Source organism: Streptomonospora sediminis (assembly GCF_054778995.1).
Genome location: NZ_BAAGYZ010000038.1, coordinates 46,607 through 61,395, shown reverse-complemented (window position 1 = coordinate 61,395; position 14,789 = coordinate 46,607). Strand labels below are relative to the sequence as shown.

General features: G+C 72.8%; 12 protein-coding genes. 5 read left to right on the top strand and 7 right to left on the bottom strand.

Annotated features, from left to right (window positions below):
* Positions 1 to 28: 28 nt before the first annotated feature.
* Positions 29 to 526, bottom strand: coding sequence for a DUF3145 domain-containing protein (locus ACYVD5_RS10420; protein ID WP_461000757.1), 498 nt, complete (start codon positions 524 to 526; stop codon positions 29 to 31).
* Between the two features lie 217 nt (positions 527 to 743).
* Between ACYVD5_RS10420 and ACYVD5_RS10415 the strand changes: the two genes are divergently transcribed.
* The 5 genes from ACYVD5_RS10415 (at position 744) to ACYVD5_RS10395 (ending at position 7,098) form a co-directional block, all read left to right on the top strand.
* A complete protein-coding gene (locus ACYVD5_RS10415; RefSeq protein WP_461000756.1) occupies positions 744 to 1,331 on the top strand; it encodes an RNA polymerase sigma factor in 588 nt (195 codons plus the stop codon).
* Between the two features lie 11 nt (positions 1,332 to 1,342).
* Positions 1,343 to 1,825: a hypothetical protein gene (locus ACYVD5_RS10410; RefSeq protein ID WP_461000755.1), complete on the top strand. Its 483-nt coding sequence runs from the start codon at positions 1,343 to 1,345 to the stop codon at positions 1,823 to 1,825.
* Between the two features lie 1,197 nt (positions 1,826 to 3,022).
* Positions 3,023 to 5,950, top strand: coding sequence for a CHAT domain-containing protein (locus ACYVD5_RS10405; RefSeq protein WP_461000754.1), 2,928 nt, complete (start codon positions 3,023 to 3,025; stop codon positions 5,948 to 5,950).
* Between the two features lie 121 nt (positions 5,951 to 6,071).
* Positions 6,072 to 6,503, top strand: a complete 432-nt coding sequence (locus tag ACYVD5_RS10400; protein WP_461000753.1) for a DUF2203 domain-containing protein — start codon at positions 6,072 to 6,074, stop codon at positions 6,501 to 6,503.
* A gap of 121 nt (positions 6,504 to 6,624) precedes the next feature.
* Entirely contained in the window at positions 6,625 to 7,098 is a 474-nt protein-coding gene (locus tag ACYVD5_RS10395) for a DUF5709 domain-containing protein (protein ID WP_461000752.1), read from the top strand.
* Between the two features lie 166 nt (positions 7,099 to 7,264).
* On the opposite strand, the gene ACYVD5_RS10390 is transcribed toward ACYVD5_RS10395, so the two are convergent.
* From ACYVD5_RS10390 to ACYVD5_RS10365, 6 genes are all read right to left on the bottom strand, one after another.
* Positions 7,265 to 7,918, bottom strand: a complete 654-nt coding sequence (locus ACYVD5_RS10390; protein ID WP_461000751.1) for an MBL fold metallo-hydrolase — start codon at positions 7,916 to 7,918, stop codon at positions 7,265 to 7,267.
* Positions 7,919 to 7,926: 8 nt separating this feature from the next.
* A complete protein-coding gene (locus ACYVD5_RS10385) occupies positions 7,927 to 8,883 on the bottom strand; it encodes an enoyl-CoA hydratase-related protein (protein WP_461000750.1) in 957 nt (318 codons plus the stop codon).
* A 104-nt stretch (positions 8,884 to 8,987) separates the two neighbouring features.
* The gene (locus tag ACYVD5_RS10380; protein ID WP_461000749.1) at positions 8,988 to 9,473 is read right to left on the bottom strand and encodes a peroxiredoxin; all 486 of its coding nucleotides are present in this window, start codon (positions 9,471 to 9,473) and stop codon (positions 8,988 to 8,990) included.
* A 39-nt stretch (positions 9,474 to 9,512) separates the two neighbouring features.
* Entirely contained in the window at positions 9,513 to 10,655 is a 1,143-nt protein-coding gene (locus ACYVD5_RS10375) for an alkaline phosphatase family protein (RefSeq protein ID WP_461000748.1), read from the bottom strand.
* A 238-nt stretch (positions 10,656 to 10,893) separates the two neighbouring features.
* Complete coding sequence (locus ACYVD5_RS10370) at positions 10,894 to 11,487, bottom strand: DUF5998 family protein (RefSeq protein ID WP_461000747.1); 594 nt, start codon at positions 11,485 to 11,487, stop codon at positions 10,894 to 10,896.
* A 463-nt stretch (positions 11,488 to 11,950) separates the two neighbouring features.
* Positions 11,951 to 14,692: a bifunctional acetate--CoA ligase family protein/GNAT family N-acetyltransferase gene (locus ACYVD5_RS10365; protein WP_461000746.1), complete on the bottom strand. Its 2,742-nt coding sequence runs from the start codon at positions 14,690 to 14,692 to the stop codon at positions 11,951 to 11,953.
* Positions 14,693 to 14,789 lie beyond the last annotated feature (97 nt).

Genomic DNA, 14,789 nt, shown 5'->3' with positions numbered 1-14,789 from the left:
CGGCGGCCGGCGGCACCGGGCGCCGCGCTCAGCCCGCCGCGTGCAGCCAGCGCACCGGGGCGCCGTCGCCTGCGTAGCGGAAAGGTTCGAGCTCGTCGTCCCAGACCCGGCCGGTGAGCCGGTCCAGCTCATTCATAAGTTCGACGCCCTCTTGGGCCGCAGAGCGCTCCATGGCGTTGCGCAGCCGTGACTCGGAGATCATGACCTCGCCCGCGGCGCTGGTGACGGCCGTGAAGATACCGAGGGTGGGCGTGTAGCTGTAACGCACGCCGTCGCAACCGGGGGTGGCTTCTTCGGTGACCTCGTAGCGCAACTTCTGCCAGCCGTTGAGTGCCGATGCAATGGCACCAGAAGTACCCGGAGCGCCCTGCCAGTTCAGCTCGGCGCGATGAGCGCCAGGAGCAGCCGGCTGGGCACCCCAGTCGAGTTTTACGGGTACGCCAACCACACCCGCGACCGCCCACTCGACGTGTGGGCACAGCGCCGCAGGCGCGGAGTGGACGTACAAGACGCCACGTGCGGACACCGAACCTCCTGATACGAACGAGTGCGCTTCCCCGACGCCCTCGTACCCGAAGAGGAGCTGTCCGTCCTGGATTTTCCTGGAACCATTGTGCCCCATCGGCACCATCGGCACCAGGTCCACCACGGCCGGATCCGGCGTTTCCCCCGCTTCCCCTCAGACGAGCGGCTACTGTAGCCGTGCGCGCGAGGCGGGAGCTGCGAGTCTACTGGGGGTCCGGTTGCCTGACCAGTCCTACGAGGAGGTCTCGACGGGTGAGCTGGTGAAGCGCGCTCAGAGTCATGACGACGCTGCGTGGGAGGCGCTGGTGGACCGCTTCGCGGGGCGGGTCCACGCAGTCGTGCGCAGCCAGGGCCTCTCGTCCCACGACGCCCAGGACGCCGAACAGACCGTCTGGTGCAACCTGGCCGAACACCTGTCGCGCATCCACACCCCCGAAAGCGTCGGTTCCTGGCTCGCCACCGCTACCCAACGCGAGTGCGGCAAACTCCGGAATCTGGCCCGGCGCGCCCCTCCCGTCGACCCCGACCAGCTCAGCCCGGTCGACCACCGCAGCCCGGAAGCGCTCACCATGGCGGCCGAACGCGACCGCCTCGTCCGCCGCGCCATCGCCGCCCTGCGCGAACCCGACCGGACCGTGGCAATGCTGGAGCTGCACACCCCCCGCTCGCCCGCAGCCGACATCGCCGAGTTCGCGGGGATGCCGCTCGGCGAGGTCCCATCCGTCCGGCGCCGCGTCCGCCGCCGCCTGCAGCGCATCCTCATCGACGAGGGTTATGGCGGCAGCGGCAGTGGCGGCAGGCAATGAGGAAGGCCGGTATGAGCAGCCACAGCGAAGACGCACCCGAACTCGACCACCTCATCTCGGCCCTGGCGGCCGACCACGGACCGCCCGGCCCGGCCTCCGGTGCGGTGCGCGCAGCCGCCAGAGCGGCCTTCGCGATGCGCTGCGACGATGCCGTCATGACCGATATCGGTGCCGACTCCCTGACCGGCCCGCCGCCCGGTGTCCGCAGCCCGGCCGCCTTCGCCGACACACCGCGCTATCTCCGATTCGACGCCCCCGGCACCGCGATCGGCCTGGAAGTCACCGTCGTCGACGACAACCACCGCACCCTCGTGGGCAGCATCGACCCACCCGGCCCAACAACAGCCGAAATCCGAACACCGCAGGGCACCGCCTCCGCCCCGATCGACGACAACGGCGCCTTCGTCATTTCCGGAGTCCCCGGCGGCCCGGTCAGCCTCGTCCTCCACCACCCCGCAGACCGCCCGGTGGCCACCCCTTGGCTCGCGCTCTGAAGCGAGCGGGTGGCGACGACGGACAAGGAACGCGGGCGGGTCGGGTGGGTCGGGTGGGTCGGGTGGGCGACCACCGGTCCCACGGCCCGATGGCCCGGTGACCGACGGCGCACCGAGGACAGCGCGGGCACTGGCCAGCAGAACCGCAACCCGCCACACACGGTCACCGCCCCAACGAGGCAACGACGACCACGGATGGCCCGGGCCGGCGACCACCGGAACCACCCGTCGGTGACGGCTCGCCCAGCGAGCTGAACAGGGCGGCGACGGGGCGCCCCTTATGTCCGGTTCTGGCGGCGCAGGCGGCGACGAGGCCGAGCCTGGTGGTCGATCCGACGCGATAAAACACCAACTCCACGGCGATCCAGCCCTCACGCACTCTCCGGCAAGACAATATGCCCGCTTTTGCCGTGATTTCTTGAGCCAGCGAGCCGCTCCCGCCGAGCCACGACGGCACCGACCCGGCCAAAGAAGCCACTGAGGCGCCGCAGGATGAACACAGCTCAGCCTCGTCGCACCGCACCCACGCCGACCCTCGGCCAATACGGACAAAGCTCCCCAATCATCTCGCATCGCGAAAGAACCCGCATGCAGCGGCACCCACCCCGACACGAGGTGCGGCGCGTTCCCCCTCTGAACGTCACACGCCTGACCAGGCGACGCTATGCCCGAAATGTCGGCCACCGCCGCGCCCGGCACGGAACAATCCGCCACCACCCGCGGCCCGTACCGATGCAAGCCGCCCGCACCACCCACCGCCCTCGGTGCCCCGTCGCAACCGCCACCACCTACGACCAGCACCGGGACAAGCCGCCCGTCACCACCCGCCGCCATCGGTGCCCCGCCACCAGCACAAGCACCCCCCACCACCCACCGCCCTCGGTGCCCCGTCGCAACCGCCACCACCTACGGCCGGCACCGACATAAGCAAGCGCACCTCTCGCAGGCGGGGTGAATTACGGTGAGGCGTTGAATGGGGTTCAGGGCTGGGTGCCGGTGGGGCGGTATCTACCGCTTGGTGATGGAACGATGCCCCCGCTTCGGCGGATGTGCGGTGGATCGGCTCTCAACTCTCCCCAATCGGGTAACCGCATAAGTACCTTCAGTAGCGATGTGCACCGGATCGGCGGTCCTCCCCCGGTTCCTCCCGCGTTTTGTGACGCAGCGTCCCGACCCCACAGCGAAAGGCACTCCCCCATGGCCTCTGCCTCCGGGCGGCTCGACGGCATCTGTCATCCGGTGGCACTGGTCGCCCGGGACCCCGATCTGGCGCGGTTGCGCGCCGATGAGGTGCTCTCAACCGGTTGCGACCCGCTCACCAGGTCGGTCGCCCTGCGGATGCTCGGAACGGCCCGCCGCGAACTGGGCGAACCGCAGGCGGCCGAACGGCTGTTGAGGCAGTCGGCGGCGATTGCCGCGCGGGTGGGCGGCACCGAGTATGCGGCCCACGCCCGCGCCTCCCGGCTGGGTCTGCACGCGCTGCGCGGCAGCGGCGGAGTGGCGGGCGGCACTCTCGCCCGGCTCAGCGCGCAGACGGCCTCGGCGCGTGCCTTGCTGCTGACCCACCAGGGAGTGGCGGCCGCGCAGCAGGGCAGATTCGGTGCCGCGGTCTCCGGGTTCGACGCCGCATTGGCCGCCATGGACGGCGAGACCGACCGCCACCTGCTGCCGGGGTTGCTGAGCAACCGCGGTCTGGCCCTGATGTACGAAGGCCGGCTGGACGAATCCGCCGCGGATCTGCGGGGCGCGCTGCACTACGCCAACGGCCAGGGGGTGGCGTGCCTGCGCGGCGTCACGCTGCAGAACCTCGGTTGCCTGGCAGTGCGCCGCGGTGACCTCGCCGACGCCGTGTCGTGCTTCGGCGCGGCCGAGCGCCTGGTGCCGCGCGGGCGCCGCCCCGGACTGCGGATGGACCACGTCGACGCGCTGCTGACAGCGGGCATGCACCGCGAAGCCGCACGGCTACTGAGCGGCCTGGTCGGACCGCCCGGGTCGGCCGGCCGGAGCGGGTCGGCGGGTCCGGCGGCGCTGGGCGGGTCGGGCGGACCCCGCGGACCGCGCGGCCCGGTCCGACCGGACGCACCGCACGGTGGGACCCGCGGCGCCGCCGATGCGGACGCCGCCACTGCAGCGCTGCTGAGGGCGAAGGTACTGCTTGTCGGCGGTGACGCAGACGGGGCACGCGGCCTGGCCCGTCGGCTGCAGCGCTGCTTCGCCGCCGGCTCGCTGTGGGCCGAGCTTGCCCGCCTTGTCGAGTGGTCCGCGCACCACAGCGCGGAACCCGCGTACCGGCCCGCGGCGCGGCGGTTCGCCCGGACCAACGGTGTGCGCGGACGCCGAAAGGCCGAACGCGGCGCCGCCTTGGCGCCGCCGCAGCCCGGTGTACCGGCCGATGCGGAGGGGCCGAACGGTCCGCGAAACGGCGGCAGCGTGCCCGGTCAGCGGCCGGACCGCGCCAATGTGTACGGCGGTTCACCGCAGCATCCGGCTCCTCCTCCGTCCCCGCACCGGCCCCGGGGCCCAGCGCCCGTGCCCACACCGACACCGACGCCGGACCCGGTCCCGACACCTCCCCCGCTCCCACCCGCGTGTACCGCGCAGCTCAGCGCCGCCGCTTCTTCCCCCGTCGCCTCCGCCACAACAACGGCGCTGGCTCACTGCATGCACAGCGCACCGCTGGGGCCGCTTTCGGCGGCGCTGCCCGCCGCCCCCGCGACCGCGGCTCTGTACGCCCTCACCGGGCCCCTCACCGGGCGGAACCACCGCAAAGCGCGCAGGCGGCTGCTCGGCCATCCCGTTCGCAGCCGTCCCGCCCGCCATCAGGAGCTGCTCGCCAACGCCCGCGCGCATCCGCGCGAGGTCGCCGCGGCAGGAGCGCGGATCGCGCTGAGCGAAGGCGACGCGGCCACCGCACTGGACTGGGTCGAGTTCGCCACCGCCCCGGCCACCGCACCCGGGCCATGCCGCAACGGCGCATGGCTGGGTCTGCTCGACCGGTGCCGCGAGGTGCACGTCCGCGCCCGCGGCGGCGACCCGTCCGCCCAGCGGGAGCTGTCCGGAATGGCCGACCGGCTGAGCGCCGCCCAATGGCACGCGGACTGCATGACGAACGAAGATGCCGCCGGCGCCCCGGAGCACCCGTTCGGCGCCGCGCTCGCCGAGCATCTCACCGACCGGGTATTCGTCCGTTTTGTGCGGCTGCAGGGTGTGGACGCCGCGATCACCGTGGCCGACGGCCGCGCGCTGCTGCACCGGCTGCCGTCCGCCACCGCCACGCAGGACGCAGTGGCCAAACTCGCCTACGCCGCCCGCGCGGGAATCCTCACCGATCCGCGAGACCGCAGCCGGGACCGGGCCTGCGACCGGCGGGGCGCGATCGCCGCTGCCGCCGACCTCGTCGAGCGCCTGCTGATCGCTCCCCTGGCCGACGTGCTCGGCAGCCACCGCCCGGTCGTGATCGTGCCGTCTCCCCCGACCCACGCGCTGCCTTGGGGACTGCTACCGAGCTTGCGGGGGCGCGAGGTCAGCGTCGCACCGTCCGGCCGGGCCTGGCTGGCCGCTTTCCGCGGCGGCCGGGCTGCGGCCTGCGCGGCGGGCTCTGCCCGCCCGCGGGTGCTGCTGGCCGCGGGCGATGAGCCCGCCGGCGCGGCGGCCGAGGTGCGTGCGCTGGCTGCGGTGCATCGGCACGCGGCGCTGCTGCACGGGCCGTCGGCTCGGGTGCAGGAGGTGCTGCGCGGGCTGGAGGCGGCTGACATCGCGCACCTGGCCGGCCACGGGTCGGCGTGTCCGCAGACTCCCATGCTCTCGGGCGTACTGGTGGCCGACGGACCGCTGTTCGCCTACGACCTGGAACGCCTCACCCGTGCGCCCGATGTCACCATCCTGTCGTCGTGCTGGGTGGGCTGTTCGGCTCCAGCGTCCGCAGGCGCCCCGCTGGGCATGCCGGCGTCCCTGCTCGCGATGGGCGGCAGGGCGGTGGTCGCCGGGGTGCTGCCGGTCAGCGACCACGGCATCACGCCCGCCATGCTGTCCTTCCACGCGGCGTTGCGCGCCGGGACCGGGCCCGCGCGCGCTGTGGCCGACCACCTCGCCGATGCGGGCTTTGTCTGCTACGGCGCCGGATGAGGCGGGCCGCACTACAAAACGCCGCCCCGGATCCCGGGCCCCGCTCGCCTCCCACCGACCACCGGCGGCCGGCGTCGCGCTTGGGTCCGGGCGCGGGCGCGGCATGGTCTAGCGTGCAGGTATGGACGACCACGCCGCGCAGCCTCCCTCCGATCCGTTCACCGAAGGCTCCAGTGAGCCGCGCCTGTTCACTCTTGCCGAGGCCCGCGACCTGATGCCGCAGGTCCACCGCAAGGCGCACGAACTGATCACGGTCCGCGCCGACCTGGCCGAGCTCGCCGCCGACCTGCGCGGTGGCGACTCCGCGCTGGGTGGCCGCGCGGAGCTGAAGGCGGCCGAGGCGCACCTGACGGAGCTGCAGTCCTGGTTCTTCGACAACGGCATCGAGGTCAAAGGGGTGGCGCCGCTGCTCATCGACTTCCCCGCCCTGCTCGACGGGGTGTCGGTGCGGTTGTGCTGGCTTGAAGGCGAACCCGAACTCGGCTGGTACCACCGCACCGACCTCGGCTTCGTCGCCCGGCGGCCGCTTCCCGAGCAGACCTCCCCGTTCTGACCGGGCCGCAGGTGCGTTGGCCCCCGGTCACCGCCCCCTCATCCCCGACCCCGAACGGCGGACGGCGTCGCCGCTGCGCAACGGGGGATTAGACCGCGCGGCGCGGGGATAGGGGGCGGGTATGAGCGAGAACCATCCGGAGGAGAACGAGTACCCGGAGGACCCGGTCAACGAGACCGCAGCCGACTGGGAGGAAGCCGGGCTGCCCGCGCAGGAGGACAGCACCGAGGACCAGGCGCTGCCGGGGCGGGTACCAACCGCGATGGGCGAGTTCGGCAGCACCGGCACGGAGAAGGAGGCCGGTGAGCCGTACGAGGAGGCCGGCGAACCTCTCGATCAGGCGCTCGCACGCGAGGAACCCGACCTCCCCGGCGCCCTTGGCAGCACCGCCCGCACGGCCGACGAGTTCCCGCCGCCGGGCCCGGAGCAGGAGGCCGGCGGCGTGCGCGTCGTCGAAACCGACGAAGGCATCCGGCGGGACGAGGAAGGCACCATGATCGCCCGCGACCCCGGTGCCGACCGCCAGGCCTACAGCGCCGAGGAGAGCGCCGTCCACGAGGAGGAGGGCGAGGAGGAGCAGTCCGAGCTGCCCTGACCGCTGTCCCCGGCCGCCGCCGCTGCCGCCCGCCCGCGGCTGCGGGACCGCGACCGGCTATGCCGCCGGCCTGCCACCAAGCGGCGGGCCGCCCGGCCGCAGCCGCCGACCGCCGATGGGCACGCCTGTCCGCACCGGCCGCCGCAGACCACCCCGCCCTCAGCCGCTACCAGCCGCGGGCGTGCCACTCGGGCAGGCTCGGGCGTTCGGCACCGAGGGTGGTGTCCTTGCCGTGGCCCGGGTAGACCCAGGTTTCGTCGCCGAGGACGCCGAACACGCGTTCTTCGACGTCGGCGATCAGCGACTGGAACGCCTCGGGGCTGCGGGTCTTGCCGACTCCGCCCGGGAAGAGGCTGTCTCCGGTGAACAGGTGGGTGCGGCCGCCGGGCTCGTCGTAGCGCAGGGCGATCGAACCGGGGGTGTGCCCACGCAAGTGGATGACCTGCAGCTCGGTCTCCCCCACGGGGATCCGGGAGCCGTGCTCCACTGGCTCGTCCACCGAGATCGGGAGTTCGTCGGCGTCCTCGGGGTGAGCGACGGTGCGTGCGCCTGTGGTTCCCACCACCTCGGCCAGTGCGCCCCAGTGGTCCGGATGGCGGTGGGTGGTGATCGCGCGGCCGAGGCCGTCTTCGCCGATGAGCTCCAGGATGCGGTCGGCTTCGGCGGCGGCGTCGATGAGGACCGCCTCGCCGGTGCGGCGGCACCGGAGCAGGTAGGCGTTGTTGTCCATGGGCCCGACAGCCAGCTTGCTGATGGTGAGCTCGGGCAACTCGCGTACGTCGGCGGGTCCGCCGACCCGCGTATCTCCTGAGTAAGTCACGTCGTCCATTACAACACCCAATTCGGTGATCGCTTCTCGAGGAACGCGGCACGGCCTTCGGCCGCGTCCTCACCTGCGAAGTATTCGGCGGAGAGCTCCGCCATCCGGGCGATCTCGGCCGCGCGTTCGCCCGGTGCCACCGCCCCGGCGCGGGCGAGCAGGTCCTTGGTTGCGCTCAGCGCGCGGGGAGCCGCGCTGCGCAGGCCTTCCAGTACCGCGCTGCTTGTCGGGCCGAGTTCCTCGCGCGGGACCGCGCAGGTCACCAGGCCCGCCGCAGCCGCCGCCGCGGCGTCGAAGGTCTCGCCGGTCAGGAAGTAGCGGGCGAGCTGCCGGTCGTGCATCCGAGCGGCCACCGGCACCGAAATGATCGCCGGCACGACGCCGATGCGGACCTCGCTGAAGGCGAAGGTGGCGTCGGCGGGCGCGATCGCGATGTCGGCGGCGGCGACCAACCCGATTCCGCCGGCCCGGGCCGGGCCGTTGAGCCGGGCGACCACGGGCTTGGGTGCCTCCATGAGCGCGGAGAACAGTTCGGCCATGCCGGGGGCCGGCGCCGCGGGCGGGTGGCCGGCCCGTTCGGCTGCGACCTCTTTGAGGTCGGCGCCGGCGCAGAAGGCGGGGCCGGTGCCGGTGAGCAGGACCGCCCGCACGGTGTCGTCGTCCATGGCCGCCGCCAGTGCTGCGGCAAGGTCGGCGCGCAGGCGGGCGGATAGGGCGTTGCGGTTGCCCGGCGAGTCGAGGGTGAGCACCGCGATGCCCCGCTCGGTGGTGCGGTGCACCAGCGGTTGGCCGGGATCCGCGGCCGAGCCGCCGCTCGGGCCTGTCGCCGCCGGGCCCGCTGCGCTTTCGCCCCCTGCCCGGCCCGCTGCCGCGCTGCCTTGGGCACCGCCAACGGCTTCGGCCGGCGCTGCTCCGGCCGGCTCGGCCGACCCGGCGTCTGCCGGGCTCTCGTTCCGCTCCGCCATGTTCCGGGCAGTCCCTTTCCGCTGGATACTCAGGCGCTGGATACTCAGCCGCTGGATCTTCATCTGCTGGCTCTTCAGCCGCGCCGGCACCGGCTCGCGGCGGTTCAACCGCTCTGCTCGCCGCCGGCGCGCCGCTCGCGCAGTGCCTGCAGGGCGCCGTCGGCGTGGGCCTCCATGCGCAGCTCGCTGCTGATCTTGTGTTGGATGCGCTGCTCGGTACCGATTACGAACGTGGTGCGGCGCGTGGGCGATAGCGCCCCGAGCACGCCGCCGCGGCGCACGCCGTAGCGGCGGGCCACGGCGCCGTCCGGGTCGGACAGCAGCGGGTAGTCGAAGCCGTTCTTGTCGGCGAAGGCGCGCTGGGTGTCGACCCCGTCGGCGCTGATGCCCACACGCTGGCCGCCCAGCTCGGCGAACTCGGCGGCGAGGTCGCGGAAGTGGCAGCCTTCGGCCGTGCACCCCGCTGTCATGGCGGCGGGGTAGAAGAACAGCACCACCGGTCCGCCCTGAGTCAGCAACCCGCTGAGGGTACGCGGGACACCGTCCTGGTCGCACAGTTCGAAGTCGGGAGCCGGATCGCCGATGTCCATGCGGGCAACCTTAACCCAGGGTCGGCCGATCCACCCGTCCTACCCGGTCGTGGTGACCCGCAGCAGCGGTACGCGCAGTTCGGCGGGTGTTAGGGATCCGTGGTGGCCGATCAGCCTGCTCAGGGTGCGTTCGGACTCCGGCGCCACCATGGTCGCGGTGCCGCGTGCCAGGGCGATGATGTCGCCGATGCGCGGCAGCACGGCGTCGTCGGCCCCGCCGAACAGGCCGTGAGCCAGGGCCTCGTCGCGGGTGAGGACCAGGGCGCGCTCGCCGAGCAGTTCGCGCCAGGCGGCGGCGACATCGGCTGCGGCGCCATCGCGGGTGTAGATGTGGCGGGCGCGGGGCTCGCCCGCGCGCAGGCGTACGCCCGCGTTGAAGGCCGGGTGGGACTCGATGTCGATCCGGGATTCGGGTGTGGTGTCGACCATGCCGTGGTCGGCTGTGATGTAGAGGGCGGTTTCGGACGGCAGCGAGTTGGCGATCTGCTCGGCGAGGCGGTCGACGTGGCCCAGGTGCAGCCGCCAGTAGGGGGAGTCGACGCCGCAGGCGTGGCCGAAGGAGTCGAGGTCGGCGTGGTAGACGAACGCCAGTACCCGGTCGTCGCCGGACAGGGCCTCGGCGGTCCGCACGGCGAGTTCGGTGGGGTTCTCGGCGGGGGTGTAGCGGCTGCCGCGCGCGGTGGCCCGGCTCAGTCCGCTGCTGCGGTAGGCGCCCGCGGCGATGTAGGCGGTGCGCACGCCGGCGCGTTCGGCGCGCTCGTAGGCGGTGGTGTGCGGTTGCCAGTCCTCCGGCACGATGTCGGGGTCGCCCCACCGGAGCTGGTTCAGTACGCGCTGGGTGCCGGGGATGGCGACCTGGTAGCCGACGAGGCCGTGCCGGCCGGGCGGCAGACCGGTGCCGACCGTGGCCATGCTGGTGGCGGTGGTGGTGGGGCAGCCGGCGGTGATGGGGGCTCCGGTGTCGAGGAGTCCGGCGAGGAAGGGCGCGTGCTCGCGGTGCCCGCGCAGCAGCTCCCAGCCCATGCCGTCGACGAGCAGCACGCACGCCCGGCGCACCGGGGGCAGGTCCATCTGGTTGGGTTCGCCTGCGACGCCGAGGGAGGCAAGGACCGAGGGGGTCAGCGCGGCCAGCGAAGCGCCGTCGTAGCGGGGCGCGCCGAAGTCGGCGGGGTGGGCGGGCACGGGCGGCCCCTTTCCGTGGGTGTGTTCTCCCGGATCCGGGACCGGGGATCCGGTTCTCGGTGTGTCCCGGTTGTTCGTTCCCCGGTGGGTATGCGGGCACTCATCGTCCGGCGGTTGCGGCCCGCCGGCCCGGATTTCCGCGTGCCCGCGCCTACCCGCGCCTACCCGCGCCTTCCCGTGCTTACCCGCACCCGGTGCCGCGGCCCGCGCCGCCCGCGCCGATACGCCGCCGCGGCGCTCACACGCCGGTGGCCTCGCTCAGGGCCTCGGTAAAGTGCAGCAGGTTGGCCACGGAGTCGGCGCCGTCGGCGGTCTGGCTGACCCGGACCGTCAGCGGCTCGGCCGTGATGGCCCCGGTGTAGCCGTGGTCGAGCTCGCAGGACTCGTCGGTGCACGAGGCGGGTTCGATGTCGATGTTGGTGATGGCTCCGGGGCTCACGCTCAGCCCGATGCTCAGCACGGCCTCGCTGGGCAGGGTTCCGGGGGCGTAGTTGGCGGGGTCCGAGACGACGCGGGTCAGCGCGACCGACTGGATGTTGTCCAACCGCATGGTGTCGGTGGTCGTGGATGCGTGCGGGCGGCCGCCGGATTCGGCGGGCGGGTGCTCGTCGGTGTGGCACACCAGCAGCCGGGTGGCGGTTAGCAGCAGAACGGTGATGTGCCGCCGCATCTCCAGGCCGGGGTCGAAGGTGGCCTCGTGGTGGACGACGAAGGCCTCGGCCTTTTCGTCGCCGAGCCCCGTGGCAACGGCATCGATCACCAGGGCCGGGTAGTAGCCGCTGCGCTCGATCTCCGAGCGCCAGTCGGTGGACACGGCTCGCGTTTTCCTCATGGGTCCATCCTGCCTTCTCTCCGCGACAGATCGCACCTGCCGCCGCGGTCCGTCCCTGCTCCCTGCCCCCTGTGTGCGGGCGCCGCCGCGCTCGGCGCACCACCACGCACCGGCATAAATCAGCCAAAATCCGGGCTGACCGGCCGGTGTTGCCCCGGTTTTCCCGGTGGCCAACGCCGATCCGGCGGCCCGCAATCCCCTGATGCGGCAGCCGATCACGGTACCGCCGAAGGTGGAATGCGGGGCGTTTTCGGGTAGTCCACGGGTCATGTATGCAACCGTGCCTCCAGTACCGGCACCGCCGGAACCGGGCGGCCCTCCGCTGCCCGATCCCGGGCCGCTGCCGCCCGAACCCGCTCCGGAGCCGCCCGCCCCGGAGCCGGGCCCGCTGCCGCCCGATCCGGAGCCCCAGCCCGAGCCCGCCTAGAACGCCGCGAAACAGGCTGGCACCGGCTAAAACCCGCTAGAACGTCACGCCGCGCAGCCGCCGGGGCCCGGCGTCCATGCGCCGGTCGGGTGCCTCCCGCAGCCACACGCGCGCCCCCAGCACGTGGGCGCCGGCGGAGTTGACGATCACCGGGTCCATCTCGATGTGGGCGACCTCGGGAAAAGCGTCGACCAGGCGCGATACCCGCAGCAGCGTCTCTTGGAGGGCCTCGACGTTGGGCTGCTCGGCCAGGCTGGTCGAGCCCGCGGGCAGGCCGAACAGCAGCGGTGCGGCGCGCACCGCGTGCACCAGGTCGGCGGCGTCGGTGTCGGTCAGCGGGGCGAGCCGGAACGCCCGGTCGTCGAGCAGTTCCGCGGTGACGTCGGCCAGCCCGAACCCGACGACCGAACCGAACGACGGGTTCTCGCCCGCCCGGACGACGGTGGGCACCCCGGGCACGACCATGGTCTGCACCACCAGCATGGCATCGGGGCCCAGCCGGTCGTCCAACGCGGTGAAGGCGCCATGCACGTCGCTGGCGTTGCGCAGGTCGGCGCGGATGCCGCTGCCGCCTGCCCGCAGCCGCAGGTCGGGGGCGTTGGCCTTGACCACGACCGGGTAGCCGAGTTCGTCCGCCGCAGCGACCGCCTGCTCGGCGGTGGACACCGGCCGGTAGGGCACCGCGTCGATCCCGTAGCAGGACAGCAGCTCATAGGCTGTTTCGCGGTCGGCGGCCGTTTCCTCGTTCTGCACTGGTTCGCTGGTGAACCAGACAGTTTCGTCCGATTCGTCCGGCGACGTGGCGGAGCCGCCGTTCTCCTTGCCCAGCGACCGGTCGATGACAGCGCGCGCCCGGGCGCCGTCGACGTCGGCGAGTTCGGGATGGCGGCCGCTCTCGCGCTCGCGCCAGAGCGCGTAGCGGGTGGCGTGTGCCAGCGCCCGCACCGCGTCCTCGGGAGCGGGATAGGAGGGGATGGACCCGGCCGCGGTCTCGCCGTTGTCGCCGACCCGCCGCAGCTCTTCGGGCATCCCCTGGTAGCCGAGGTAGGTGGTGACGATCGGTTTCTCGGCGGCGGCGGCCTTGTCGCGCATCACCTCGGCCACGTCGTCGGATATCGGTGTCAGCGCGGGGATGAACACCACGACCACGGCGTCGACGGAGCCGTCGGCGAGGATGGCGGTCAGCGCGGCGTCGAAGTCGGCGGCGGTGGCGTTGGGGCCCAGGGCCACCGGCTCGCGGGGTTTGAGGCCCTGGCGCACGCAGGCGTCCTTGACCAGCAGCCCGAGCGAGTCGGAGTTGCCGACGATGCCCACCCGCGGCCCCGATGGCAACGGCTGGTAGGCGAACAGCTGGGCGGCATCGAACATCTGGGTGATGTCGTCGACCCGCACCACGCCGGCCTGCTCGAACAGCGACGTGACCGCGTAGTCGGGCAGCGACAGCGCGCCGGCGGCGTGGCCGCTGGGTACGCCCTGGGAGGAGCCGCCGCTGCGCACGGCCACGACGGGCTTCTGTTTGGCGAGCCGGCGGGCCAGCCGGGTGAACTTGCGCGGGTTGCCCAGCGACTCCAGGTACTGCAGCACGACCTTGGTGGCGGGGTCCTCCTGCCAGTACTGCACGAGGTCGTTGCCGGAGACGTCGGCGCGGTTGCCGGCCGAGACGAACGTCGACAGCCCGATGCCGCGTTCGGCGACGCGCTGCAGGATGGCCCGGCCCAGCGCGCCGGACTGGGAGAAGAACCCGATGGGCCCGCGCGGCGGCGCGTAGGGGGCCAGGGTGGCGTTGAGGGACACGGCGGGGTCGGTGTTGGCGACGCCCAGGCAGTTGGGGCCGATGACGCGCATGCCTGCGGCGCGCGCGGTCAGCACCAGCTCGTCCTGGCGGGCGCGGCCCTCGGGCCCGGCCTCGCCGAAGCCGGAGCTGACCACCACCAGGCCGTGGACGCCCTTCTGCGCGCACTCCTCGACGACTCCGGTGACCATGTCGGCGCGCACGGCGACCACGGCGAGGTCCACCGGGTCGGGCACGTCGAGGATACTTGCGTAGGCGCGCACGCCCGCGACCGCCTTGGCGGTGGGGTGCACGGGGTAGACGGGCCCCTGGAAGTCGCCCGCCAGCAGGTTGCGCAGCGCCGACTGGCCGATGGTGTGGGCGGTGCGGCTGGCGCCGATGACCGCGACCGAACCGGGGAACAGCAGCCGGGCGATGGAGCGGGACTCGGCGCGCTGCTCGCGGGCTCGCATGACCTCTTGGGCGTCGTAGGTGAGTTCGAGGTCCAGCGTGAGGCGGATGACACCTTCGTCGTAGGACTGCTGGGCGGTGTAGCCGGCCTCCCGGAACACGTTGGACATCCGCCGGTTCTCCGGCAGCACATCGGCGACGAAGCGCCGCACTCCCCGCTCCATGGCGGCGGCGGCGATGTGCTCCAGCAGCACCGACGCCAGGCCGCGCCCCTGGTGGGCGTCCTCGACGACGAAGGCGACCTCGGCCTCGTCGGGGGCGACTTTGTCGTAGCGCACCACGGCGACCATGACGTCGGAGATGGTGGCGATGAGCGCCACGCGGTTCTCGTAGTCGACGTTGGTGAAGCGCTCCACGTCGCGGTCGGTGAGCTTGGGATAGGGAGCGAAGAAGCGGTAGTAGACGGTCTCCGGCGACAGGCGGTCGTGGAACTCGCGCAGCAGGCCGGCGTCCTCGGGAGTGATGGGACGCAGGTGCGCGGTGCCGCCGTCTGTCAGGACTACGTCGGCTTCCCAGTGGTTCGGGTATGACTGCACGGTTTGAGCCTATTCGAGTCGTCGGCGGGCGTGGCAGACCTCACCCCGCTGCTACGCAGAGGACTTTCGGGCAGTCGGTCCGATATCACGTAGCTCT

Excerpts from the sequence above, each read along its gene's own strand:
- ACYVD5_RS10410 (WP_461000755.1), top strand. The coding sequence starts at position 1,343 with ATGAGCAGCCACAGCGAAGACGCACCCGAACTCGACCACCTCATCTCG.
- ACYVD5_RS10385 (WP_461000750.1), bottom strand. The coding sequence starts at position 8,883 with ATGGCGGAGCGGAACGAGAGCCCGGCAGACGCCGGGTCGGCCGAGCCG.
- ACYVD5_RS10395 (WP_461000752.1), top strand. The coding sequence starts at position 6,625 with ATGAGCGAGAACCATCCGGAGGAGAACGAGTACCCGGAGGACCCGGTC.
- ACYVD5_RS10370 (WP_461000747.1), bottom strand. The coding sequence starts at position 11,487 with ATGAGGAAAACGCGAGCCGTGTCCACCGACTGGCGCTCGGAGATCGAG.
- ACYVD5_RS10380 (WP_461000749.1), bottom strand. The coding sequence starts at position 9,473 with ATGGACATCGGCGATCCGGCTCCCGACTTCGAACTGTGCGACCAGGAC.
- ACYVD5_RS10405 (WP_461000754.1), top strand. The coding sequence starts at position 3,023 with ATGGCCTCTGCCTCCGGGCGGCTCGACGGCATCTGTCATCCGGTGGCA.
- ACYVD5_RS10400 (WP_461000753.1), top strand. The coding sequence starts at position 6,072 with ATGGACGACCACGCCGCGCAGCCTCCCTCCGATCCGTTCACCGAAGGC.